This window comes from Enterobacter cloacae complex sp. P15RS, assembly GCF_014895905.1.
Lineage (GTDB): Bacteria > Pseudomonadota > Gammaproteobacteria > Enterobacterales > Enterobacteriaceae > Enterobacter > Enterobacter quasihormaechei.
In genome coordinates, this window is the sequence record NZ_JADBQL010000024.1 from 37,201 (window position 1) to 61,281 (window position 24,081).

Consider the following 24,081-nt stretch of genomic DNA (forward strand, 5'->3'; position numbering starts at 1 on the left):
GCGTTGACAGGGCACGCATCTTCGACCACTCTAAAGCTCTATCTTAGAGAGGTCGTTATGCTTCAACGGTTTGCAAAGAAAAAAGTGCTGTTACTTTCTGCTCTGCTGGCTTCAGGGCTGGTCAGGGCAGAGGAGACGCTTCCGGATGTGCTGAAGCACTTCAGCGAACAGCAGGACATCAAAATCATAAAGAAAATTGATGCCCCCGGCGGCGCGCCTGCGTGGCTGGGGCAGTATCAGGACATGGGCGTGACGCTCTTTCTGACCCCTGACGGAAAGCACGTGGTGTCTGGCTATCTGTATGATGATAAGGGAACAAACCTCAGCGAGGCCTATTTCCAGAAGGAAATATACGCCCCGATGGGCCGCGAGATGTGGAAGAAGCTCAATGCGGCGCATCCGCTAAAAGAGGGCGCGGAGACTGCGCCGAAGAAAGTTTTTGTCTTTGCCGACCCGTTCTGCCCGTACTGCAAACAGTTCTGGGCAGAAGCGCAGCCGTGGGTGAAGGCCGGGAAAGTCCAGCTCAACACGCTGCTGGTCGCGTTTCTCAACCCGAACAGCGGGCGCAATGCCTCGGCGATCCTGAATGCGAAAGATCCGGTCTCGGCCTGGAAAGAGTACGAGCTCTCCGGCGGCAAAAAGCTGCCGAAACCGGAAGGCGCGGCCTCCCGGGAAACCGTTGAGATCCTGCAAAATCATCAGACGTTAATGGACAGCCTCGGCGCGAATGCCACGCCGGCGATTTATTACCTGAATGAACAAAACGAACTGCAACAGGTCGTGGGCATGCCCGACGCGAAACAGCTTGAGGCGATGTTCGGGCCGAAGCCCTAAAAGAAAGGCAGAAACAGGGCGTTTCTGCCTTTTCTTCATCAGCTACCCCAGCGTCCCCGCAGGTAATTCACCGCGTCCTGCGTCTGCGGCTGGTTAAGATAATCTTCGCGGAACAGGATAGTGCCTTTTACGTCAGGCAGGGAATCGTTGAGATCGAGCTGTTTTTTCAGCTCCGGCACGCCGCCGTTCACCGTCCAGTCCGGTTCATTTCTGGAAGGCGCGCCCACCTTGTAGAACGCGATCCCGATATACAGGCGGGTATGGGTGGGTTTCACCACGTCAGCCCACCATTTTGTCAGCACATCGTAACGTGCTGCGTCGCGGGCGAAGGGCCAGTAAATCTGCGGCGCAATATAATCCAGTAACCCCTGCTGTACCCACTTGCGCGTGTCAGCGTAGGATTCATCGTAGGCTGCGGCACCGCGCGTGTCCGAACCTGCCGGGTCGAAGGAGCGGTTGCGCCAGACGCCCGCCGGGCTTACGCCAAATTCTACCTCAGGCTTGGCCTGCTTAATCGCCCGGGAGACCTGCACAATCAGCTCCTGGGTATTGTGCCGCCGCCAGTCGGCTTTTGACGCAAATCCCTCGCCGTAGCGCCTGAAGGTCCAGGCATCATTCAGGGCTGAACCCGGCGTTTCGGTATAAAAATAGTCATCGAACTGAACGCCGTCGACAGGGTAGCGATTCACCACTTCCATCACCACCTGGGTTATCCAGTCCCGCACCTCGGGAATGCCCGGGTCGAGGACAAAACGATCCCCCGAGGTGCGGATCCACTCCGGATGCTGGACGTAGACGCTGGAGGGATGAAGCGACGAGGTCCGGTTTAACGCGGCAATGGTCGACGGCTTCGTATTGGTGGAAACGCGGTACGGGTTAAACCAGGCGTGAACCTTCATGCCGCGCCTGTGCGCTTCATCCAGCATAAACTGGAGCGGATCGTAACCGGGATCTTCCCCGATAGTCCCCGTCAGGGTATCCGACCACGGCAGTATTTTAGAGGACCACAGCGCCGTGCTGTCAGGTTTTACCTGAAAGAAGACGGTATTGATCCCCAGGGTTTTCAGCTTATCGAGCTTGTCCGTCAGCGCCCGCTGCTGCTGGGCGATACGCTGGTCCGCGCTGCGGCCATTCACCGAGGAAACGGGTGGCCAGTCGAGACGGGAGACGGTCGCCAGCCAGATCCCGCGCATGGGTTCGTTGGTCTGCTGTACTGGTTTCGCCTGCGGCATTGGGGTAACGAGTGATTTGGGTGGTTTGGAGGTGCAACTTACCAGTAAAAGCGCGCAGCCAAGCAGCGCGCCGGTCCGTTTTACGTGTCGCATCATTTGCGTTTTAGCTCCTGGGTGTCCGGCTTTCCGTCCAGGGATTAAAGGCCGGTTCGTCCTGTTCCCCGGGACCGTCATCGTGAAGGGATTCGAGGTAAAGGGCTTCGACTTCCGCCCGCGCCCATGGTGTACGGCGCAGAAATTTCAGACTCGATTTAACGCTCGGGTCCTTGCGAAAACAGTTGATTTTGATTCGGTTGCCCAGTTCATTCCAGCCATATCGCGCAACCAGCGCGTTAACCTGCATTTCGAGCGTTACGCCATGCAAAGGATCGTTGGAAGTGTGTGCAGTCATAGGCGTCCGGTAGTCTCAATTTTTATGGGGATGTGATAAACGCTCAAAGGTTACAAGAAAGCAGGGGACGCGGCAATTTCAGCGTGAGGTTCTTCACCCTTGAGAGGGTGAAGAAGAGGAGATTACTATTTTTTAAACAGTTCTGGCGCCCAAGGCGTTGGGTCTACCTCCATAAACGGCGCGCGCTCAAAGCGAGACTTCAGCGCCCAGGGTACCGTACAGTCAAAAATCGTCTTGCAGGTTATCCCGTTTCCACGAATGGAGGGGCTGTAGTCCGGCGACTGGGAAGGATCGAGCTGGTGACCGCGGAGCCCCGGCAGATGGGTGATGCTGACGTCGCCCTGCATGCGGGTGGTCATCGCCCATAAAATGTCGTCGCTGTCGAAGATATCCACGTCTTCATCGACGAGAATAATGTTTTTCAGCTCGGAATAGGTGGCTAGCGCGATAAGAGCCGCCTGGCCCTGACGCCCTTCGTCAGAGGGCTGGCGTTTTTTCACCTGCAAGATGCCGAGGAATTTGCCGCCACCAGCGGTATGCGCGTAAACGTTTTGCAGGAAACCGGGGATGGCTTCTTCCACCGAATTGCGGATGCTGGCCTCGGTGGGTAAACCGGCAAGCGTGGTGTGCTCTTCGCCCGGACCGACCAGCGTTTGCAGGATCGCGTGATGGCGCATCGTGACGGCCTTCACCTTGATCACCGGCAGCGAAGGGTTCGCCTCCCCGCAGTAGCCGGGGAATTCCGGCATCGCATGCCCGGTATGGGTATGCTGATCTTCTTCGACGCGCACGCCCGGCAGCAGTTCGCCTTCAATAATAATTTCCGCACGCGCAATCGCTTTTTCATTTACGGCCACGCCCTGCACCAGTTCAACCGGGCGTTGACGCAGGGCACCGGCGACGCCCAGCTCGTTATAGCCGAAGGGCGTGGTCGGCGCTTCGAAGCAAGCGCCAATGTAGATAGCCGGATCAAGACCCATGTTGATGGTGACCGGCAGCGGTTTTCCCGCCTCTTCGGCTTTCTTACGGAACACTTCGATGTGACGGCCCGCGGCAAGGAACATGGAGAGCTCGTCGCGCTCCTGAACGCAGAGACGGTGAATGGTGACGTCGGTCAGCGACGCGTCTTCCGGATCGCTCGCCAGCACCAGCCCCAGGCAGAAGAACGGGCCGGCATCTATCGGCGTATTGGTCGGGGCCGGAAGCAGCTTACGCAGATCGAAGTCCGGATCGTCGGCGTAAAACACCTGCTCCTGGCACGGCGCCTGCGCCGCCGGAACGACAACGGGCGCAACCGGGTTTTTCACCGCCTGGCCGACGTGTTTTGCCAGTTCAGAGGGCTCGCACCCCAACAGCAGCGCCGCACGTTCGCGGCTGGCGTGCATGCCCACCAGGATGCGGGAATCCGGGTAACCCTTCACGTTATTGAACATCATAGCCGGGCCGATGCGCGTCGGACGTTTGACCGTGCCGCCGGCGCCGATGTGCCGGTAAACGCCCGCCAGCTCAGCATTCGGATCGACCGGATGGTCAGTTTCAATGTACTGGCCTTCGTGGCGCTGGAGCAGTTCGATGGCACTTCTGAGATCGTTAATGTGGTTTTCCATATTACCTCCTTGGTTGAATGCTTCCATTCTTAACCGGACGAACATTGCTATCAATTGCATCATTTATGCTATTTTGATAATCAAAATATTATCAATGACGGAGGCACGATTTGCAGTTTCGACTGATGCGCAATTTTATTGTGGTGGCCGAAGAGCTCCACATGCACCGGGCGGCAGAGCGACTGAATATGGCGCAGCCCGCGCTTAGCCAGCAGATTAAAACCCTTGAAGATCGCCTGGGGGTCACGCTGTTCAGCCGGGCGAATCGTCGCTTAACGCTGACGCCAGCCGGAGAGGCGTTTCTCCATAAAGCCAGAATCGCGATTTTCATGACCGATCAGGCGATTCTGGATGCCAGGCAAACGGCCAGGGGCGAGCAGGGCGTGCTGAATCTCGGATGTGTTTCAAGCGCGATATTCGACAGCAAACTGCCCGCCGCGCTGCGGCTTCTTCATGAGAAATGGCCGGCCATCACCCTTTCTATGATGACGGGGAACGTGCAAACCCTTTACACCGGCGTGCAAAGCAACCAACTGGATGTGGCCATCATCCGCGCGCCGCTACCGCTGCTGCCTGACGATCTGCAAAGCCGTCCGTTCACCACGGAAAAAGTCGTGCTGGCCTTACCGCATCACCATAGCCTGGCGGGATCTTCCGCGCTGACGCTTTCGTCTGTGAAGGAGGAAAAGTGGATTACCCTGCGCGATCCGCAGGGTATGGGACTGGAGCAATACTTTTATGACGCCTGCCACAGCGCGGGTATACAGCCTAACGTCGTGCAAAATGCCACCGATGTCCCCACGGTGATAAGCCTTGTCGCCGCGGGGTTTGGCATCGCCATGCTGCCGGCCTCAGCGAAGGCGATACGCGTACAAAACGTGGTCTTTGTGGATATTCTTGACCGACTCCGGGAGAGTGAGCTGACGCTGGTTTGCCATCGGGTGATTCGCTCTGAGGTTCTGAAAAAATTGATGAACATTCTCGATCATACCTGACGCCCGGCGGCCTGTAGAAGCTGGTCCCGCAGCCAGCGGTTAACCGGGTCCTGACCGTTTTTCGGGTGCCAGTACATACCAATAACGATCGGCGGCAGATCCAGCGGCGGCGGAAAAATATCAAGCGTTTGCGCGAAGCGTTGCAGCATGCGTCTGGGTAGGGTGCAGAGCAAATCGGTACCGCCAACAATCGCAGGCGCCATCGCGTAGCTTTGCGTCGACATCACCACGTTACGCTGGTGGCCAAGCCCCGCCAGATGGCGATCGACAAAGCCTGAGAAAGGGTCCCCCTCGGACGAAACCACCAGGTGGGAAAGGGCGCAATAGCTTTTCAGATCCATCGGCCCCGTACCGCGCGGATGGCCTTTACGCTGTGCGGTGGCATATTCATCGTCAAACAGTTTTCGTCTGACCCATGCATCGTGCGCGCCCGCGTTAATGCCGACATAAATATCCACCTCGCCATTTTCCATCTGCGCCGCCAGCAGTTGGGTTTCGGGGAGCGCAAAACGCAGGCGGATGCCTGGTGCCGCAGCGCTAATCTGATTCTGCAACTCCGCCCCGAGCATCAGCGCCGGATTCTCATGCAGGGCAATCACAAAGGTGCGGTTGCTGTTTTGCGCGTTGAACGTGGTGGGTTCAAGCATCGACGAAATGCCCTGTAAAACCGTCGTGACCTGCGGCCTTAACGCCTCGGCGCGCGGCGTAGGTAACACCCCACGTCCGTGTGGGGAAGGGACAAACAGCGGCTCACCGAACAGGAGACGCAGGCGCGCAAGGCGGGCAGACATTGCCGGCTGGCTGATGCCCAGCCGCGCGGCCGCATGGGTGATGTTCTGCTCCCTGAGCAGGGCATCCAGCGTCAGGAGCAGATCTATATCCATATCGGAAGGTGGCATCTTATTTTGCGTCACGGTTGGTATAGGTCACCGGGACCCACGCGTAGCCTTGCCGCTCGCCCTGCGTGACATAACCGATACCGGGGAAAGGCAGGTGCGGAGCCGCAATGAGATCTTTGTTTTTCACAAACGCCGCGAACGCCGCGTTACGCACCCTGGCGGCGCCGTCCTGATCCTCATCGTAAGCAATCGTCACATTGGGCTGCGGGAACTGAACCGCAGCGACGTGAATAATGTCGCCGACAAAGGTGATTTTTTCACCTTTGCTCTCCAGCGTATAGAACGACGAACCTGGGGTATGGCCCGGATGTACCGTTCCGCGGATGCCCGGCAGAAGCTGTTCCGTCCCGGAGAAGGTCTTCACTTTTCCGGCGTCCAGATAAGGTTTTAAGGTTTTGCGCGCAACGTCGAAGTAGTTCTGGTCATAGCCAGATTTTTTCTGGTTCTCGTCGTTAAAGAAAAATTCGATATCCGGTTTGCCGACATAGACCTGCGCATGAGTAAACACGCGCTGGCCGTCTTTCACCAGGCCACCGGCGTGATCGGAGTGAGCATGGGTGATGAGAATATCGGTAATATCTTCGGGTTTGATGCCCTGCGTCGCCAGGCTTTCAATCAGTCGGCCGCCTTTGCCGGGCCCAAAGAGTTGGCCTGATCCGGTGTCCACCAGGATTTTGTGGCCGGGCAGCGCGATATAAAACGCATTAATCGATGCTTCAACCGGGTTGGCCTGGAAATTTTTTGCCAGTAACGCATCAGTATTTTCCGCCGTTGTACGGCGCAACAGGGCGTGCAGATCCTGCGGTACGCTGCCGTCCGTAAAGGCGGTGACAATCGTATCGCCAACCTGAACGCTATAGCCGCCAGCCTGCTGTTTCACCACGTGCTGGGGAACGCTGGCTACCGCGTGGATCGCGGGTAAGAAAAGAACAGAACCGGTAAACAGGGTTGATAAAGCAAGTTTTTTCACAGTAAACATGATGGGCTCCTCAATAGTAAGTTCATCATAGTTCAACTGAGATTTTTGAGAACGGAAGGGGGGTGAATGTGACCTATCCATGAAATGGATAGGTCTGAGAGAAGTTTTTACAGAACGCCGGTACCGCCGTCAGAACACCAGACCTGTCCGGAGGCGTATGAGCAGGTATCGGAGGCAAACAGCACGTACAGCGGTGCGATTTCAACCGGCTGGCCCGGTCTGCCCAGCGGGGTATCTTCCCCGAACTTCTGGACCTTGGATTGAGGCTGGCCGCCGCTGGACTGAAGAGGCGTCCAGTACGGACCCGGCGCGACAGCGTTCACACGAATACCACGCGGTCCCAGCTGCTGCGCCAGAGACTTGGTAAAGGCCACGTTACAGGCTTTGGTCTGCGCATAGTCCACCAGGATCGCGCTCGGCTTAAATGCCTGAACGGAAGTGGTGTTGATGATCACGGCGCCTTCCTGCAAATGGCGCAGCGCGGCCTTAGTGATCCAGAAGGGCGCATAGACGTTGGTTTTGAACGTCGCGTCAAAATCAGCGGTAGTGAGATCGTCGATCGATTCGCAGAACTGCTGGCGCCCGGCGTTATTCACCAGAATATCCAGGCCGCCCAGTTCGGCGACGGCTTTTTCCACCAGCGTATCGCAGAACGACTCTACGCGAATATCGCCGGGAATAGCGACCGCTTTACGGCCTTCGGCCTTAATCAGCGCAATGACCGATGCGGCATCGGATTCCTCTTCAGGCAGATAGCCGATGGCAACATCTGCCCCTTCACGGGCATAGGCGATGGCGACCGCACGACCAATGCCGGAATCACCGCCGGTGATCAGCGCTTTTTTTCCTGCCAGTTTTCCCGACCCGATATAACTTGTTTCACCATGATCCGGTATTGGCTTCATTTCCGATGCCAGCCCGGGGGCCATTTGCGGTTGTTCAGCAAACGGTGGACGAGGGTAATGCAGCGTGTGATTATTTCCTGTAGACATACCGGCCTCCTTAAATAGTGAATTCCAAGATTAGTCGTTAATTAGACGCAAGCGGGCAAAATTGACAAATTCAGACAAATCTATATTCCATTGCCGGATGTAAATATCTTCTTAAGCCAGCATGTAATACCAGAAAAGGGCGACCTCATCTTTTTCCGGCAGAGCGTTGTAAAGATAGCGATCGTAACCGCCCAGAATAAATCCATAGTGACGATAGAACAGACAGGCTGAAACATTGACGTTCTGCGTCTCCAGCCGTAAGCCGGGCGCATTGAGGCTCCGCGCCCAGACATGGGTGGCAGACATCAGCTTATGCGCCGCACCCGTCCGGCGCTTTGAACGCTCCACGGCAATGTAATCCACTGAGATAAATTTATTCCAGTTACAGGATGCGGTAATAAAACCGGCAATTTCTCCGTCATCCGTTTCGGCAATCAGAAATATTGAATCCGGATTAACACAATGGTTTTCCAGCGTCTGGAGATCCAGTTCATACGTTTTAAGATAAGGCTCTGTTAACGCTTCAATATGCAAATCGCCAGTGAGAAAGGGCTCTCTGGCAACCTCATCAACCGTGAAAGAAAAATCACAGCATTCAAGACGGGCGAGATCGGTACTTAATCCTTTTCGAATATGCATGGTATTCCTTAAGTGGGAGTTATAAATAGATAATAGACGAAGCGGCATACCCTGCTGGCATAACACTCTGTTGATCCTGGTCTAAGCTTGTATTTCGTTCCGCGTAGAATGTGGTCATTCGAGGACAGTGAATGGAATTCAGAACATGTCGCAGGCACTGGGGTGCCGAGTTTATTTCCGATGACGTTGTACGTTTTCGCGTCTGGGCTGAAGGGCAGAAAGATCTCACGTTGCGTTTAACCGACACCGACATTCCGATGGCGGCGGTGGGCGACGGCTGGTTTCAGATTGACGTTCCCGGCGTCAGGCACGGTACGACGTATCAGTTTGTTTTACAGGATGGGTTGGCAGTGCCGGATCCGGCCTCGCGGGCCCAACAGAATGACGTCAACGGCCCGTCGGTGGTGATCGACCCGCGTCGCAATCCGCCCGCGCAACCAGAATGGAAAGGACGGCCGTGGGAAGAGACGGTAATTTACGAACTGCATATCGGGACCTTCACCGAGGAAGGAACCTTCAGGGCGGCCATCGAAAAACTGCCTTATCTGGCCGAACTGGGTATTACGCAGCTGGAAGTAATGCCCGTTTCCCAGTTTGGGGGGCAACGCGGCTGGGGGTATGACGGCGTATTGCTGTATGCCCCGCACTCGGCTTATGGCACGCCGGAAGATTTTCATGCCTTTATCGACGCAGCCCACGCGCTTGGGCTTGCCGTGGTGCTCGATATCGTACTCAATCACTTTGGCCCGGAAGGGAACTACCTGCCGTTACTCTCGCCGGCGTTTTTCCATCAGGATCGGATGACCCCGTGGGGCAACGGGATTGCCTATGAGGTTGACGCGGTCCGACAATACATTGCCGAGGCGCCGTTATTCTGGCTGTCGGAGTATCATCTTGACGGTCTGCGCTTCGACGCCATCGACCAGATCCATGACGACGCAGAGACCCATATTCTTCCCCACATTGCGCAACGGATCCGCGACGCATTTCCGGATCGTCATATTCATCTCACCACCGAAGACAGTCGCAACGTCATTTTCCTGCATCCGCGCGATGAGCATGGTCAGACGCCGCTTTTCACCGCCGAATGGAATGATGATTTTCACAACGCCGCGCATGTCTTCGCGACCGGGGAATCTCACGCCTATTACCAGGATTTCGCCTACGAGCCGGAGAAAAAGCTGGCGCGAGCGCTGGCCGAAGGCTTTGTCTACCAGGGCGAAATCTCGCTTCAGACCGGAAAATCGCGCGGGGTAGAGTGTCGAGAGCAGCCTCCGCAGTTTTTTGTCGATTTTATTCAGAACCACGATCAGGTCGGCAACCGTGCCCAGGGTGAGAGGCTCATCTCTCTGGCTGGCGCGGATAAAACGCGGGTGCTGTTCGCGGCGCTGCTCCTGTCGCCTCATATACCGCTGCTGTTTATGGGCGAGGAGTATGGCGAAACGCAACCGTTCCTCTTTTTCACCGACTTCCACGGCGACCTGGCGAAAGCGGTGCGGGAAGGGCGCGCGAAAGAGTTTACTGGACATGCCGGGCACGATGAAACCGTACCGGATCCCAACGACCTGAATACCTTTATGCGTTCGAAGCTGGACTGGAACAGGGTGGATACGGAGGAAGGCAGGGCGTGGCTGCACCTGACGCGCGAACTGATTGCGCTGCGTCAGCGCTATGTCGTCCCGCTACTGAAGGAGCAGGGCGTGGTTGAAGGTAACGTCCTGCAAACAACGCTCGGCATGATTGCCGTGAGCTGGCGTTTTCCGTCCGGTACGCTGTGGATGGCGCTGAATATCGGTAAAAAGCCGCTCCCCTTGCCGGATCTGCCCGGAAAACCGATCTTTAGCTGGCCGGAGGCAATCGAAAACCTGCCGCCGAACTGCATTGTTGTTCGCTTTGCTGAAGGAGAAGCAACGCTATGATCCCGTCCTCAACCTATCGCATTCAGTTTCGCAACGGCATGACCTTTGACCGCGTGGTGGCCTTGATACCGTATATGAAAGATCTCGGTATCAGCCATCTCTACGCGTCGCCTGTTTTCACGGCAACCACGGATTCCACTCACGGCTATGACGTGACAGACCCCAACGAAATCGACCCGGCGATTGGCGGGCGGGAAGGGTTTGACCGCATGGCGGCGGCGCTTAAGCAGGCGGAGATGGGATTGATTCTGGATATTGTGCCGAACCACATGTCCACCTCCCTGGAGAACCGCTGGTGGCGCGATGTGATCGAGCACGGCAGGCAGAGCCGCTACGCAACCTATTTTGATATCGACTGGTCCCGACCGCTAACGCTGCCGTTTCTTGGCGACACCTTCGAAGCCGAGCTGGAGCGCGGGGCTATCACTATTAAACGTGACAGCGTCACGAATAAAGCGGAGCTGGTTTACTACGACACCGCCTATCCGCTCAATCCCGGCACGTTTGCCGAGGACAAAAGCATCGCTGAGATCCACGAGGCGCAAAGCTGGCGGCTGATGTCCTGGCGGGAAGCGCCGAAACAGCTTTCATGGCGACGCTTTTTTGAAATTACCGGGCTGGTGGGCGTGCGGGTGGAGGATGAGGCAGTATTTGCAGACACGCACCGCCTGATCCTTGAGCTTGTTCACGCTGGCGTCGTCGACGGCCTGCGCATTGACCATGTGGACGGGCTTGCCGATCCGCTGGGCTATTTGCAGCGCCTGCGGGCGGCGACCGGGCCGGATTGCTACATCACGGTGGAGAAGATCCTCGCGAGAGGGGAACAGCTTCCTGCGGAGTGGCCCGTCTCGGGTACCACAGGCTATGAGTTTATCGCCTCGCTGGCGGAAGTGCTGGTGGACGATAACAACCTCTCGCGGCTGGAGACGCTCCACGATGAGACGCTGGGCACGACGGTGGACAGGCATACGGAGTTGCGCAAGGCCAAAGGTCTGATGACCGATCGTAACTTTGAGGGCGAATTCACCACGCTGCTGACCATCGCCAGCGAGCTGGCCCGGCGCAACGACGTGGCAGTGCAGCACGACGATATTCGCCACGCCCTGCGCGAGCTGCTTATCGCCTTTCCGGTATATCGCACCTACGGCACCGCGGAGGGGCTGACGCCCTCGGACGTGGCGCTGCTCTGCCGGGTGGTCGCCAGCGTGAACACGTCCGAACCCGCCCTGAGCCTGATCGTCCGTATTCTTACCGGCGATCTGCCGGAGCATGACCACGCGCAGGCATCCCTTTTCCGCACCCGTTTTCAGCAGCTGACCGGGCCGCTGATGGCGAAATCGGTAGAGGATACGCTGTTCTTCCGCCACAACCTGGAGCTGGCGCTGAACGAAGTGGGCGCCGACCCGACGCCGCGCGCGTTTTCACTTTCCCGTTTTCACCAGGAAATGCGCATTCGTCTTGCCCGCCAGCCCGACGCGCTGCTGGGGACCTCTACCCACGACACCAAACGCGGCGAGGATGCGCGAGCGCGTCTGTACACGCTGACGGAAGCGCCGGATCTGTGGGGAGAAAATCTGGCGCGCTGGCGGCAGATGAACCAGACGCAGGTCCGGTTCCTGAACGATGGCACCGCGCCGAACGCCGCCGATACCTGGATGATCTACCAGGCGCTGGCGGGCGTCTGGCCTGCCACGCTCTCGCCTGACGATCGCGACGGGCTTAATTCACTGGAAGAGCGTTTCCTCGGCTTTATCGAAAAAGCCCTGCGCGAGGCCAAGCAGCGGACCGACTGGATCGACAGCAACGAAGATTACGAGAGCGTGGTGCTGGACTATGTGCGGCATCTGCTCTCCCCGGATAACACCCTGTTCCTGCGTGATTTCAGTGCCGCACTACAGCCGTTCATTCGGGCGGGATTAATGAACAGCCTGAGCCAGACGGTGATCAAGCTGACTGCCCCCGGCGTACCGGACATCTATCAGGGTAGCGAAGGGCTTAACTTTAGCCTGGTCGACCCGGATAACCGACGCGAACCGGATTTCACCGCGCTGGCGGAGAACCTGAGCACGGCGGATGGCAACATCTTTAACGATGCGCGACGCTGGCGAGACGGCAGCGTGAAGCAGTATGTCACCGCCACGCTGTTACGGATCCGGCCGCATTACCCAGCGCTTTTCCGCTACGGCGACTGGCTGCCGCTGAAGGTGACCGGCGAGCGCGAGGAGAACCTGATCGTGTATGCGCGCCTTCACGAGGAAGAGGCGCTTATCGTTGCCGTGCCGCGCCTGGTGTTTGACGTCACCGACAATGCGGCCCTGTGGGCCAATACCACCGTGGCCATACCCCAGGAGCTGGCCGGAAAGCACTATCGGGATCTGTTTACCGGAGAGCGTCGCCTTCTGCCAGAGACGCTGGATTTAACGTCTGAAAAGGGATGTTTGTTGGTTCTGCTTACCTGCGAATAATCGAGGAGAACAAAAATGCCAAAGGATACAACGTTTGAAATTCGGGCCGGCCATGGCCAGCAGCTTGGCGCAAATTATGACGGAAAGGGGGTAAACTTCGCCCTGTTTTCCGCCCACGCGGAGCGGGTAGAGCTCTGTCTGTTTGACCCTTCCGGGAAAACCGAAATCGCCCGGCTGGAGCTGCCGGAATATACCCATGAGGTGTGGCACGGCTATGTGCCCGACCTGAAGCCGGGCGCGCTCTACGGCTATCGCGTTTACGGACCCTACGATCCGGAGAACGGCCATCGTTTTAACCCCAACAAGCTGCTCATCGATCCGTATGCCCGCGAACTGGTGGGCGACATTGCGTGGAACGATGCCCACTTCGGCTATGAGCTGGGGCATGACGAGCTCGATCTCAGCTTTGATACGCGGGACAGCGCGCCGTTTACGCCGAAATGTAAGGTCATCGACCCGAACGCCGTCGACTGGCAGGACTCGCGTCGGCCTGACGTGCCGTGGCCGCACACTGTGGTCTATGAAAGCCATGTGAAAGGCTTTACCCAGCTTAATCCGGCCATTCCGCCCGAGCTGCGCGGTACGTTTGAAGGGATGGGGCACAAAGCCTCCGTGGATTACATCAAAAGCCTGGGGATCACCTCGGTGGAGCTGCTGCCGGTTCACTGGTTCCCGGACGATCAGCACCTGCTGGATCGCGGTCTTAAAAACTTCTGGGGCTATAACTCGCTGGCTTTCTTTGCACCAGCGTCCCGCTATTACGGTCCGGCGGGTATCCAGGGTTTCCGCGACATGGTGCGCGCGTATCATGATGCGGGCATCGAGGTGATCTTAGACGTGGTTTATAACCACACGGCGGAGGGCAACGAGCTGGGGCCAACCCTGTCGTTCAAAGGGATTGATAACTTCTGCTATTACCGCACCATGCCGGATCAGCATCGGTATTACATCAACGACACCGGCACCGGGAACACCGTTAACACGTCGCACCCGCGCGTGTTGCAGATGGTCATGGACTCCCTGCGTTACTGGGCGGAATCGATGCAGATTGACGGCTTCCGGTTTGACCTCGGGACCATACTTGGACGCGAGCCGGAGGGATTCGATCCGCGCGGCGGCTTCTTCGATGCCGTGACCCAGGACCCGGTGCTGTCGAAGCTGAAGCTCATCGGTGAGCCGTGGGATATCGGCCCGGGTGGATATCAGGTTGGGGGCTTCCCGCCAGGCTGGGGCGAGTGGAACGATAAATACCGCGATACGGTACGTGAATACTGGAAGGGGGATAACGTCTCTAACGATTTTGCCGCCCGCCTGCTGGGGTCCGGCGATCTGTATGACCTGCGCGGTCGTCGTCCGTGGGCCAGCGTCAATTTTATCACCGCGCATGACGGCTTTACGCTCAACGACCTGGTGTCGTACAACGAGAAGCATAACGCCGATAACGGGGAAGATAATAACGACGGACATAACGATAACCGTTCGTATAACTACGGCGAGGAAGGGCCGACGGAAAACCCGGATATCATCGCCACCCGCGAGCGGCAGAAGCGTAATTTCCTCACCACGCTTTTCTTCTCCCACGGGACGCCGATGCTGCTGGCGGGAGATGAGTTTGGCCGGACGCAAAAGGGCAACAATAACGGATACTGTCAGGACAGCGAGATCTCCTGGATAAACTGGGAAGGGCTATCAGAAAACGACGAGGCGCTGCGCGAGTTTACCCGTCGACTGATCGCCCTGCGCGCGGAGCAACCGCTGCTGCGCCGGGAGAACTGGCGCGACGGGCTGGAGATCCGCTGGTTTAACGCCGGCGGCGGCCCGCAGCAGTCGGAACAGTGGGACGAGGGCTCCACCCTTGGTCTCTCCATCAGCCGTCCGGACCTTCAGCAGGAAGAGGGCGTCTGGCACGACGTGCTGATGCTGTTCAATCCGTTTGAAGGCACCGTGCCTTTCCAGATACCGCAGTTTGGTGAAGGGGGTTGGGTGCTCGAACTCTCGACGGCGGAGGATGCCCCCACGGGGGAAATCATCACTGAATCTGTCGATTACGAGCTGGCCGGGCGGAGTATCACCCTGTTCCGCCGTCCTTAAAGCGAGGCCGCCGCGCGTGCGGCGGTATCGTACAGAGAAGAGATCGCGCGCAGCAGCTGCGCGGTCTCGCCAATTGACGTTCCCGGAATGCCACTTTCCGCATGAATGTTGATCAGGCAGGCTTCCCGCACCTCACGGTACTTCATGCACAGCGCTTTCCCGTCCTCGGTCGTAGAGAAAAAAAGCTCTTTCCCCGCTTTCTCGCTGGTGACGTAGCCCGCCTTCACCAGCTTTTTCAGCGCATACGTCACCACGTGGGTATCTTCCACGTTCAGCACAAAGCAGATGTCGGCCAGCTTCTTCTTGCGGTTGCGGTGATTCACGTGGTGCAGAAGCGAAACGTCAAAGGCTCCCATATCCGGTTCACCTGCTGCGGTCATGCAGCGCACCATCCACTTGTTGAATGCGTTGCTGGTCATGATCAGGGCGTATTCCAGCTCTGATAATTCGGCACACCGCTCTGAGACCAGATGACGGGAGGAGACGATACGCCCGTCCGCAATATCGTCGTGGTTTAACGCTGCCTTCGTTTTCTTAGTCGTCATACCGATCCTTTCTCCAGAATGTAAACCCGTCGATAAAATAAGAACATTTTATTGATAAATTGTTTACATGTTTTTGACGTTCAGATATAGCTTTTTAGTGCAGGTTCTGCGGAGCCTGACGCAAAACACAACATCGCGCGCCGTAATGCACCGGCTTCGCTCTGCTGCGAAGTATAAAAAATAGCCGTCGGCGCGCAACGCTCACTTTGGATAGGGTAACGTTTATGGACAGTTCTACACTGTTGCCGCTTATCGGGATTCCGGTGGTGGTTATTGGTTTTGCACTGCGTTTCAACCCGCTGCTGGTTGTCGTGGTGGCGGGGCTGGCGACGGGCCTGCTGGTTGGCATGGATTTCGGCATGCTGCTGGAAACCTTTGGCGAAAAGTTTGTGAATAGCCGATCGCTTGCCACCTTCATCCTGATCCTGCCGGTGATTGGCCTGCTGGAGTATTACGGGCTGAAAGAGCGCGCCCAGGCATGGGTGGCGAAGATCGCCAGCGCCACCTCGGCGCGTATCCTGATGCTCTACTTTGTCGCCCGCGAAGGGACGGCTGCGCTCGGGCTGATGTCGCTGGGCGGCCACGCGCAGACGGTGCGTCCGCTGCTGGCGCCGATGGCGGAAGGGGCCGCGCTGAATGAATACGGCGACCTGCCGCAGCACATTCGCGACAAAATCAAAGCCCATGCCGCCGCCTGCGACAATATCGCGGTTTTCTTTGGGGAAGATATCTTTATTGCCTTCGGCGCGGTGCTGCTGATTGACGCCTTCCTCAAGGAGAACGGGATCGAGGGGATCGAGCCGCTGCATATCGGCCTGTGGGCCATTCCGACCGCCATCGCGGCCCTGATTATCCATATGACGCGCCTGCTGCGCCTCGACGCCAGCATTCGTCGCGACGTGATGGCCTGGAAAGCAGAGCAGGGCACGCAGGAGATCGCATCATGATGACGCTCATCACCATAAACCGCGTGTACTACCTGATTGGCTTCGTCGTGATGCTGCTGGTTGTGATGACCCTACGCGATCGCGCCAACCCGAAACGCTTTACGACCGCGCTGTTCTGGTCCCTCTTCGGCGGGATCTTCCTGTTTGGCGATCTGATGGTGCAGGAGCTGGGCAGGTCGCTGGCGTATCGCATTATTGGCGGCGCCGTGATCGTGATTGCGCTGCTGGCCGGTTTCGGGCTGGTCGGGAAGGGGCACTATAAAATGGCTACCGAGGAGGAGCGCGTTGCCTCGTCGAACCGGCTGAAAAACTGGCTGTTTTTACCCGCGCTGATGATCCCGGTGGTGACGGTGATCGGGACGCTGTTCCTGAAGGGCGTCTCGATCGGCGGCGTTTACCTGCTCGACCAGAAACAGCTCACCCTGGCGGCGCTGTGCGTGGCCTGCGTGGCGGCGATCCTCACGGGCTGGTGGCTGACGAAAGGCACACCGCTGCACGCGATTCGTCAGTCTCGTCGGCTGGTCGACACCATCGGCTGGGCGGTGATCCTGCCGCAGATGCTCGCCATGCTGGGTGGGGTGTTTGTGGTGGCCAATACCGGTGAATCGGTGCAGAAGGTGGTCAGCCTGTTTGTGAACCCGGACAGCCGCTTCATGCTGGTGGTGATTTACTGCGTGGGGATGGCACTGTTTACCATGATCATGGGTAACGCTTTTGCGGCGTTCCCGGTGCTGAGCGCCGGTATTGCCTTGCCGTTCCTGATTAACGTTCATCACGGTAACCCGGCGCCGCTGCTGGCTATCGGCATGTACGCGGGCTACTGCGGCACGCTCATGACGCCTATGGCCGCTAACTTCAACATCGTGCCTGCCGCGCTACTGGAGCTAAAAGACAAATATCAGGTCATCAAGATCCAGATCCCGACCGCGTTAACCCTGCTGGTGGTGAACGTGTTCTTAATGTATTTCCTCGTGTTTCGCTAAGGAGCCGCTATGGAATTAACGCAACATCAGGCTGACGCCTTCGCCAGAATGCCGTTGACCTATTTACGTCAGGAATACCCGAATCACATTATGCACCTGCTCAACGATGACGGTGACGTATTGCCGCCTCGCGAGCTGCATCCGATATTTTACGGCTGCTTCGACTGGCATTCGGCTGTACATGGCTACTGGTTACTGCTGCGCTGCCTGCGTCTCTATCCCGAACTGCCATGTCGGGAGGAGATTATCGCCCTGTTCGACGAACACCTGACCGATGAGAAGGTGGCGAAGGAGCTGGCCTATTTTACCGCGCCGTTCCGCGCGTCGTTTGAACGGCCCTATGGCTACGGCTGGCTGCTGGCGCTGGCGCAGGAGCTGCAACAATCGACGCTGCCGCAGGCGGAGCGCTGGTACCAGACGCTGCAACCGTTAACTCTGGACATTCGCCAGCGGCTGGTGGATTACCTCAGCAAGCTTACCTATCCGATCCGCGTCGGGACGCACTACAACACGGCGTTTGCACTCGCGCTGGGGCTGGACTATGCCCGCGCGGTAAACGACGAAACGCTTGAGCACGCCATCCTGGACGCGGCGACGCGGTTTTATCTCGCGGATACGCATTATCCGGCACATTATGAGCCGGGCGGCGACGAGTATATCTCCGGGGCACTGACCGAGGCCCTGCTGATGAGCAAGGTGGCGGAGGATTTCCCGGCCTGGTTCGATGCGTTTCTGCCCGAAATCGCGTCCGTTTCAGCGCTGATGCATCCGGCAGAGGTGAGCGACCGCACCGATCCGAAAATTGCGCACCTCGACGGGCTCAACCTCAGCCGCGCGTGGTGCATGAAGCATATTGCCCGTGCCTTGCCGGAGAATCATCGTGCCTGGCAGGCGTTACGCGATGCCGTTGCGCGCCATCTTTCGGCAAGCGTGGAGCATGTCGTCGGCAGTCATTACAGCGGCGGACACTGGCTGGCGAGTTTTGCGCTGCTGGCGCTGGAGTAGCCCAGCCAGGCCTCATTTTATCAGCCTCAGCGACCGTAACCGGCTTACGCTAACCAATACGGATACCGCTGAGGCTGCCGTGGCGATCCACAGCGCAGCATGAACGGGTCTTCCATCTGCTGTCAGCATTACCCCTACAACCGCTGCACCGAGACACTGTCCGAACGTCCGCATGATGGACAAAACGCCTGAAGCAAAGCTCGCATGGTCACGCGTAACGTTTGAGAGCATTTCCCGGTTGTTGGGGCTCTGGAAGCAGCCAAACCCCATACCGCACACCAGGCACCGCAGACAGATATCCCACATGGCTGGGCTGGCAGGCAGCGTCGCCAGTAGCCCCAACCCCACAGCGAAAATCATCAGTCCGAGAGTGGAGATCGGCGGAGCCGAAATTGTGTCCGCCCACCGGCCTGCATGCGGTGCAATCAGCACGATCCCCAACGGCCACGGCGTAAACAGCAGAGCAGAGACGAGCGGGCTAAAGCCATAGACGCTTTGAAGCAGGAACGGCAGGGAAATGAAGGCGATCCCCTGGCTGACGAACGCCATCATCGACGTAAGGGCCGAGAGGGTAAAACGTTCATTTTTGAAGATGGCAGGCGGCAATAACGGGTTGGCCGAGCGGCGGATCTGCCAGACAAAGGCGATGCCGCTTAGCGCGGCGAGCGCCGACCAGCAGAGGCTGGTGATGTGATGTTCTGCGTTCTGAAAGCTGTTCGCCGCCACGATCGTTGAGCCCAACAGCAGCGCCGACAATATTGCCCCCGATGTATCGAAGGGCGCCTGATTTCGAACCGCGTCACGCGGCAGCGCTCTGACAGCCAGATACAAGGCGAGAGCGCCCGGAATAACGTTTATCGCAAACAACCATTGCCAGCTCAGCATATGAAGAATTGTACCGCCCAATACCGGCCCGATAGCGGAGCTGAAGGCGATGAGCAGGGCGTGCAGCCCAAGAACGCGGCCCAGCAATCGTCCGGGAAACACGGACCGCAATATCGCGGGGGCAATACTCAGCGTCGCTGCGCCGCCGATCCCCTGAAGCACACGCATGCCGACGAGCGCTTCCGGGGTATTCACCAGCGCGCAGCCCAGTGACGTCAGGGTGAAGGTCGTCAGGCCTGCGAGAAATACGGGGCGGTAACCCAGGCGGGCCGCAATCGCCGCAAATATCGCTAGCATCATCGCAGCCGCCAGTAAATATCCGTTGGCGAACCAGACGGCAAAACTGGCAGATACCTGCATCTCCTGAGCCATAGATGGCAGGGCAATATTGATCATGGTGCCATCAAATACGCCCATTAACGTGGTGGTCATGACTGCGGCCATCACCCGTGCGCGCACCGGGCCAGGCAGTCCTTCGTCGCCGGGTTGACTGGAAAAGAGCGTCATCATGTTGTCCTCTGAAAGATTATGGATGACGAAACTATAAAGATGGCTTTTACCGGGCGGAAGGCGCACCATTTGCACTTTATCGTTGCATGAAACGCCTTATCCGAATGTGAAGGGAGGAGGGATAATGTCCGATCCGGATTTTAATTTGCTAATAGCGCTCGACATACTGCTGAGTGAAGCGAGCGTGGCAGGCGCGGCACGTCGTTTGAACCTCAGCACCTCGGCCATGAGCCGCACGCTGAGCAGGTTACGCGACGTCACAGGCGATCCGATTCTGGTACGCGCCGGACGAAACATGGTCCTGACCCCGTGGGCCGAAGCAACGCGGGATCGCGCCCGGCGCGCGGTTCACGAGGCGAAGGCGGTATTGCAGCCCTCAACCGAAACGTTCAACGTGGAAACGCTAGAGCGCCTTTTCACCATCCGGGCAAACGATGGTTTTGTGGTGGCGTTTGGGCCTGCGCTTATAGCGGCTGTGGCCAACGCCGCGCCGGGCGTCTGTATACGCTTTGCGCCCAAGCCGGAAAAAACGTCGCGCTATCTGCGGGAAGGACTGGTCGATCTGGAGATTGGCGTCCAGAGCAATATGGGGCCTGAAATCCGTTTGCAACGGCTGTTTGAGGATCGGTTTGTGGGCGTGGTGCGTAAAGGACACCCGCTGGCTGCCCTGGCAGACATACGCGTGGACGACTATGTCTCCTGGGGCCATGTGGTGGCGTCACCCGAGGGTGCATTGCACGGATCCGTGGACGATGCGCTGGCCGGGATAGGGATGAAGCGTAAAATCGCCAGCGTCGTACCGGGATTTCCGACGGCCCTGTCCGTGGCGCTGGAATCGGATCTTATTGCCATGATACCCGCGCTCTATTTACTTAATCAGCAGGTAACAGACCAGATACACGTTTTCGAACTGCCGTTCAAAAGCCGGCGTATAACGGTGTCGCAGATGTGGCACCCGCGAATGGAGCGCGACCCTGGCCATCGCTGGCTGAGAGAGACAATTCTGGGGATATGTGGTGAGGGCAGGTCTTAACGTTAACGGCTTCCGTGTGAATTTGTATAGAGATTGCTATACACAATGCCTGTGCTATGCTTGTAAAGCAAATGCTATACAAGAGGTGTTCCCATGAAATCAGATGTTCAGCTCAACCTTAGAGCCAAAGAATCTCAGCGGGCGCTTATCGATGCCGCCGCAGAGATCCTTCATAAATCACGTACGGACTTCATTCTGGAGATGGCCTGCCAGGCGGCCGAGAATGTGATCCTCGATCGACGGGTATTCAATTTTAACGATGAACAGTATGCCGAGTTCATTGATATGCTCGATGCCCCGGTGGCGGACGATCCTGCCTTAGAAAAACTGCTGGCAAGGAAACCCCAGTGGGACGTGTAACCGCACCAGAGCCTTTAACCAGCGTCCATCAACTGGCGGAGTTCTTCAGTGGGGAAGCCGTGCTTGATGAATGGCTAAAACAAAGAGGTCTGAAAAACCAGGCGCTCGGCGCAGCCCGAACGTTCGTTATTTGTAAAACGAGCACGAAGCAGGTAGCGGGTTTTTACTCACTGGCTACCGGCAGCGTTAACCATACGGAAGCGACCGGTAATCTACGGCGTAACATGCCGGATCCCATTCCCGTGATTGTACTTGCCCGTCTGGCAGTCGATGTCTCATTGCGTGGAAAGGGGTTGGGAGCCGATTTGCTCCATGATGCGGTTTTACGCTGTTATCGGGTGGCAGAAAACATCGGCGTGCGGGCGATCATGGTTCATGCACTGTCTGAGGAAGCCAAGGCTTTTTATATTCACCATGGTTTCAGGGTATCGCAGACTCAGGAACGGACACTGTTTCTCAGACTTCCTCAGTAGAGATAAAGGGGAAGGGGTGAATGTGAGGAGCTCATAGGATTGGGGATAAGCTTTAGAATATCGCATTTAACATAATATACATTATGCGCACTAAGATTAAAGAAGCTAAATTCTAGCGTCCGTCTCAGGCCAATCCCCAATCCGCGAAAGTTACACCATGGCGCAAAATCTGGTGCGGTTCCAGGCGTCTCTCATACTATTGACCTTCATCTTCCTTACCGTAGTAAAGTTTACCGAGTTTAATGAGCGGCCTGCCTTGTGATTTACGGTGCATGTTAGTATCACGCAGTGAATAAACGCAGCCACAGTACTCCTGCTGATAAAACTGTTCGCGCTTGCTGATCTCAATCATGCGCGACGATCCTCCCTGCTTACGCCAGTTGTAATCCCAGTACACCATTCCCGGATAATGCGCGGCGGCGCGCTGTCCGCAGTCGTTAATCTGCTGCATATTTTTCCAGCGGGAAATTCCGAGCGAGCTGCTGATCACGCTGAAGCCATTTTCAGCGGCATACAGCGCTGTGCGCTCAAAGCGCATATCAAAGCACATGGTGCACCGAACGCCGCGCTCAGACTCCCACTCCATACCTTTGGCGCGCTCAAACCAGTTATCGGTATCGTAATCTGCATCGACAAATGGCACGCCATGTTTCTCAGCGAAACGAATATTCTCCTCCTTGCGGATGAGATATTCTTTCTGCGGATGAATATTCGGATTGTAAAAGAAAATGGTGTAATCAATACCCGACGCCTGAATGGCCTCCATGACCTCACCGGAACAAGGGGCGCAACACGAGTGCAACAACAGTTTATCTGCGCCGTTTGGAAGCTGTAGTTTCGGACGTTCAAAATTAGTCATAGCCATCAGTTATTTGATTCAGGAAATTTATGGTGGCGGACAGTGTAGCATCGAAAAGATTGCTTTAAAAAATGCGATGAGTTTTGTGCTCTCAACGCTCATAAACATCATTGCTGTCCCGCGTGGCCTCCCTTGCCGTGACATGGACATCGTTAAAGTGCAGCCCGTCAACGCCCGAAATCTTACCGAACTCGGTGGCATCAATCGTAATACCTTCCAGCACGAGCCCGGATAACGGACGCTCCGGATACCCTTCGATGAAAAATGCGCGTGAAAAAATGGTATTGGCGGATCGCCGAGCCACGATATTTTTAAGCGTCAAGTGGCTGACCGCAGTAAGTCCGGCTTTTCCCTCGACGCCCTCAGCCAGCTTGCGCCAGTGTTCTGGTTTTTCAGATAGATTGTCCTGATCGCCATAGCTGTACTGCGGGAACCAGTTCAGCTGGATCAGAACGGGAAAGCGTACGTCCGTAAGTCGTAAATTCTGTACGGTAATATCCCGAATGAACCCGCCTCGGTTACGGGCAGACTTAATGCGAAATCCAACGCCCGTACCGTTAAACGCATTATTTTCGATCAGGACGCGTTCAATGCCGCCTGAGGTTTCGCTCCCAAGGGTGATCCCGGACCCCTTATTCAGCGTACAGCCGCGAATCACTATATCCCGCGCGGGACGTGCTTTTTGCGCCGCTTCGCGACCCCGTCCTGATTTGATGCAGATATTGTCGTCATTGCAGGAAACGATGCAGCCTTCAACCCGCACCTGTTCACAGGAGTCGATGTCAATTCCGTCGGTGCTCGGCCCCGCAGAATTGCTAATCTGCACGCCCTCAACCGCGATATGGTGCGAATAACAGAGGTGCATGTTCCAGAATCCTGACTCCCGACTGGTGAAGTCACGCAGCAAAATGGTCTGGCTTTCATAAACCAGAACATTGCGCGGGCGCTGACAGTCGTAATCAACCACCCAGCGCAACCCTCTGGCGCTGTAGTCACCAACCATTCCGCTGTGCTCGTCCTCGCCCCAGAAGCGTTGCCACCAGACTGCACCCTGCCCGTCTATCGTGCCCGTACCGGTAATGCTGACATTTTCACAGTTGATAATATTAATGATGCCTGCCGGCCAGCGCATTTCAATGCCGGCTACCCGGGTATCAATCAGCGGGTAATCTGCTAAATCCTGGCTTCCCATAAGCCGAGCGCCGGCGTCCAGACGAAGCGATACTCCACTTTTCAGGAACAGTGCTCCGGTCAGAAAATGGCCTTGCGGGATAACGATGACGTCGTTGCGTTGCGCGGTATTGATGGCTTGCTGAATGGCGGAAGTTGACAGGCGTTGCGCGGTTGGGTCCGCGCCGAAGGCCAGAATGGAGATCGCTTTCATAGGTTGTCCTTAAAAGAATGAAAGCGTTAGTCTAAGAATCAGCGTGACGCATAA

The 24,081-nt window shown here is 56.9% G+C and carries 21 protein-coding genes and 1 pseudogene; 11 read left to right on the forward strand and 11 right to left on the reverse strand.

The genetic code is table 11. From position 1 onward, the window contains the following. Positions 1–57: 57 nt before the first annotated feature. Positions 58–834, forward strand: coding sequence for a thiol:disulfide interchange protein DsbG (gene dsbG, locus IM267_RS14940; RefSeq protein WP_193033708.1), 777 nt, complete (start codon positions 58–60; stop codon positions 832–834). 38 nt (positions 835–872) lie between these two features. Here the strand turns inward: dsbG and IM267_RS14945 are convergent, their stop codons facing one another. From IM267_RS14945 to IM267_RS14955, 3 genes are all read right to left on the reverse strand, one after another. Then, positions 873–2,162 (reverse strand): glycoside hydrolase family 10 protein, encoded by a 1,290-nt coding sequence (locus tag IM267_RS14945; protein WP_193033709.1) that lies wholly within the window; start codon positions 2,160–2,162, stop codon positions 873–875. 7 nt (positions 2,163–2,169) lie between these two features. After that, a complete protein-coding gene (locus tag IM267_RS14950) occupies positions 2,170–2,457 on the reverse strand; it encodes a VF530 family DNA-binding protein (RefSeq protein ID WP_063451283.1) in 288 nt (95 codons plus the stop codon). 125 nt (positions 2,458–2,582) lie between these two features. Beyond that, complete coding sequence (locus IM267_RS14955; protein WP_193033710.1) at positions 2,583–4,064, reverse strand: UbiD family decarboxylase; 1,482 nt, start codon at positions 4,062–4,064, stop codon at positions 2,583–2,585. A 110-nt stretch (positions 4,065–4,174) separates the two neighbouring features. On the opposite strand from IM267_RS14955, the gene IM267_RS14960 reads away from it, so the two are divergent. After that, positions 4,175–5,059, forward strand: coding sequence for a LysR substrate-binding domain-containing protein (locus IM267_RS14960; protein ID WP_063451285.1), 885 nt, complete (start codon positions 4,175–4,177; stop codon positions 5,057–5,059). On the opposite strand, the gene IM267_RS14965 is transcribed toward IM267_RS14960, so the two are convergent. From IM267_RS14965 to IM267_RS14980, 4 genes are all read right to left on the reverse strand, one after another. After that, on the reverse strand, positions 5,050–5,943 hold the full coding sequence (locus IM267_RS14965) for a LysR family transcriptional regulator (protein ID WP_193033711.1): 894 nt from the start codon (positions 5,941–5,943) through the stop codon (positions 5,050–5,052). The genes IM267_RS14960 and IM267_RS14965 overlap by 10 nt on opposite strands. Positions 5,944–5,959: 16 nt before the next feature. After that, positions 5,960–6,937 (reverse strand): MBL fold metallo-hydrolase, encoded by a 978-nt coding sequence (locus IM267_RS14970; RefSeq protein WP_193033712.1) that lies wholly within the window; start codon positions 6,935–6,937, stop codon positions 5,960–5,962. A 107-nt stretch (positions 6,938–7,044) separates the two neighbouring features. Further along, the gene (locus tag IM267_RS14975; protein WP_063866691.1) at positions 7,045–7,929 is read right to left on the reverse strand and encodes an SDR family oxidoreductase; all 885 of its coding nucleotides are present in this window, start codon (positions 7,927–7,929) and stop codon (positions 7,045–7,047) included. A gap of 111 nt (positions 7,930–8,040) precedes the next feature. After that, positions 8,041–8,568, reverse strand: a complete 528-nt coding sequence (locus IM267_RS14980) for an N-acetyltransferase (RefSeq protein WP_193033713.1) — start codon at positions 8,566–8,568, stop codon at positions 8,041–8,043. 131 nt (positions 8,569–8,699) lie between these two features. Here IM267_RS14980 and treZ point away from each other — a divergent pair, with 131 nt between their 5' ends. From treZ to glgX, 3 genes are read left to right on the forward strand one after another with little or no spacing between them, the layout of a single operon-like run. Next, positions 8,700–10,487, forward strand: a complete 1,788-nt coding sequence (treZ, locus tag IM267_RS14985; RefSeq protein WP_193033714.1) for a malto-oligosyltrehalose trehalohydrolase — start codon at positions 8,700–8,702, stop codon at positions 10,485–10,487. Beyond that, the gene (gene treY, locus IM267_RS14990) at positions 10,484–12,952 is read left to right on the forward strand and encodes a malto-oligosyltrehalose synthase (protein WP_193033715.1); all 2,469 of its coding nucleotides are present in this window, start codon (positions 10,484–10,486) and stop codon (positions 12,950–12,952) included. Before treZ ends, treY begins: the two co-directional genes overlap by 4 nt. Positions 12,953–12,967: 15 nt before the next feature. After that, positions 12,968–15,043, forward strand: a complete 2,076-nt coding sequence (glgX, locus tag IM267_RS14995) for a glycogen debranching protein GlgX (protein ID WP_107535374.1) — start codon at positions 12,968–12,970, stop codon at positions 15,041–15,043. Here the strand turns inward: glgX and IM267_RS15000 are convergent. Further along, positions 15,040–15,588 carry a winged helix DNA-binding protein gene (locus tag IM267_RS15000; RefSeq protein ID WP_063866695.1) on the reverse strand — a complete coding sequence of 183 codons (549 nt, stop codon included), beginning with the start codon at positions 15,586–15,588 and terminating at the stop codon, positions 15,040–15,042. The two genes, glgX and IM267_RS15000, sit on opposite strands and share 4 nt — an antisense overlap. Before the next feature lie 224 nt (positions 15,589–15,812). Between IM267_RS15000 and IM267_RS15005 the strand changes: the two genes are divergently transcribed. From IM267_RS15005 to IM267_RS15015, 3 genes are read left to right on the forward strand one after another with little or no spacing between them, the layout of a single operon-like run. Next, complete coding sequence (locus IM267_RS15005) at positions 15,813–16,535, forward strand: DUF969 domain-containing protein (RefSeq protein WP_063451294.1); 723 nt, start codon at positions 15,813–15,815, stop codon at positions 16,533–16,535. Next, positions 16,532–17,518 carry a DUF979 domain-containing protein gene (locus IM267_RS15010; RefSeq protein WP_193033716.1) on the forward strand — a complete coding sequence of 329 codons (987 nt, stop codon included), beginning with the start codon at positions 16,532–16,534 and terminating at the stop codon, positions 17,516–17,518. The genes IM267_RS15005 and IM267_RS15010 overlap by 4 nt, the downstream gene beginning before the upstream one ends. Before the next feature lie 9 nt (positions 17,519–17,527). Beyond that, positions 17,528–18,523: a DUF2891 domain-containing protein gene (locus IM267_RS15015; protein WP_193033717.1), complete on the forward strand. Its 996-nt coding sequence runs from the start codon at positions 17,528–17,530 to the stop codon at positions 18,521–18,523. 12 nt (positions 18,524–18,535) lie between these two features. Here the strand turns inward: IM267_RS15015 and IM267_RS15020 are convergent, their stop codons facing one another. Next, complete coding sequence (locus IM267_RS15020; protein WP_193033761.1) at positions 18,536–19,915, reverse strand: DHA2 family efflux MFS transporter permease subunit; 1,380 nt, start codon at positions 19,913–19,915, stop codon at positions 18,536–18,538. 127 nt (positions 19,916–20,042) lie between these two features. Between IM267_RS15020 and IM267_RS15025 the strand changes: the two genes are divergently transcribed. The 3 genes and pseudogenes from IM267_RS15025 to IM267_RS15035 all read left to right on the forward strand — a co-directional run bounded on the left by IM267_RS15025 (position 20,043) and on the right by IM267_RS15035 (position 21,784). After that, on the forward strand, positions 20,043–20,951 hold the full coding sequence (locus tag IM267_RS15025; RefSeq protein ID WP_193033718.1) for a LysR family transcriptional regulator: 909 nt from the start codon (positions 20,043–20,045) through the stop codon (positions 20,949–20,951). 71 nt (positions 20,952–21,022) lie between these two features. Then, positions 21,023–21,311, forward strand: a pseudogene (locus IM267_RS15030) (DUF1778 domain-containing protein). Then, positions 21,299–21,784 carry a GNAT family N-acetyltransferase gene (locus IM267_RS15035; RefSeq protein WP_193033719.1) on the forward strand — a complete coding sequence of 162 codons (486 nt, stop codon included), beginning with the start codon at positions 21,299–21,301 and terminating at the stop codon, positions 21,782–21,784. Before IM267_RS15030 ends, IM267_RS15035 begins: the two are co-directional and overlap by 13 nt. Before the next feature lie 196 nt (positions 21,785–21,980). Here the strand turns inward: IM267_RS15035 and IM267_RS15040 are convergent, their stop codons facing one another. Together IM267_RS15040 and IM267_RS15045 are read right to left on the reverse strand one after the other, a co-directional pair. Beyond that, positions 21,981–22,643 (reverse strand): epoxyqueuosine reductase QueH, encoded by a 663-nt coding sequence (locus IM267_RS15040; protein ID WP_370551741.1) that lies wholly within the window; start codon positions 22,641–22,643, stop codon positions 21,981–21,983. 91 nt (positions 22,644–22,734) lie between these two features. Then, entirely contained in the window at positions 22,735–24,027 is a 1,293-nt protein-coding gene (locus tag IM267_RS15045) for a glycoside hydrolase family 28 protein (protein ID WP_193033721.1), read from the reverse strand. Positions 24,028–24,081 lie beyond the last annotated feature (54 nt).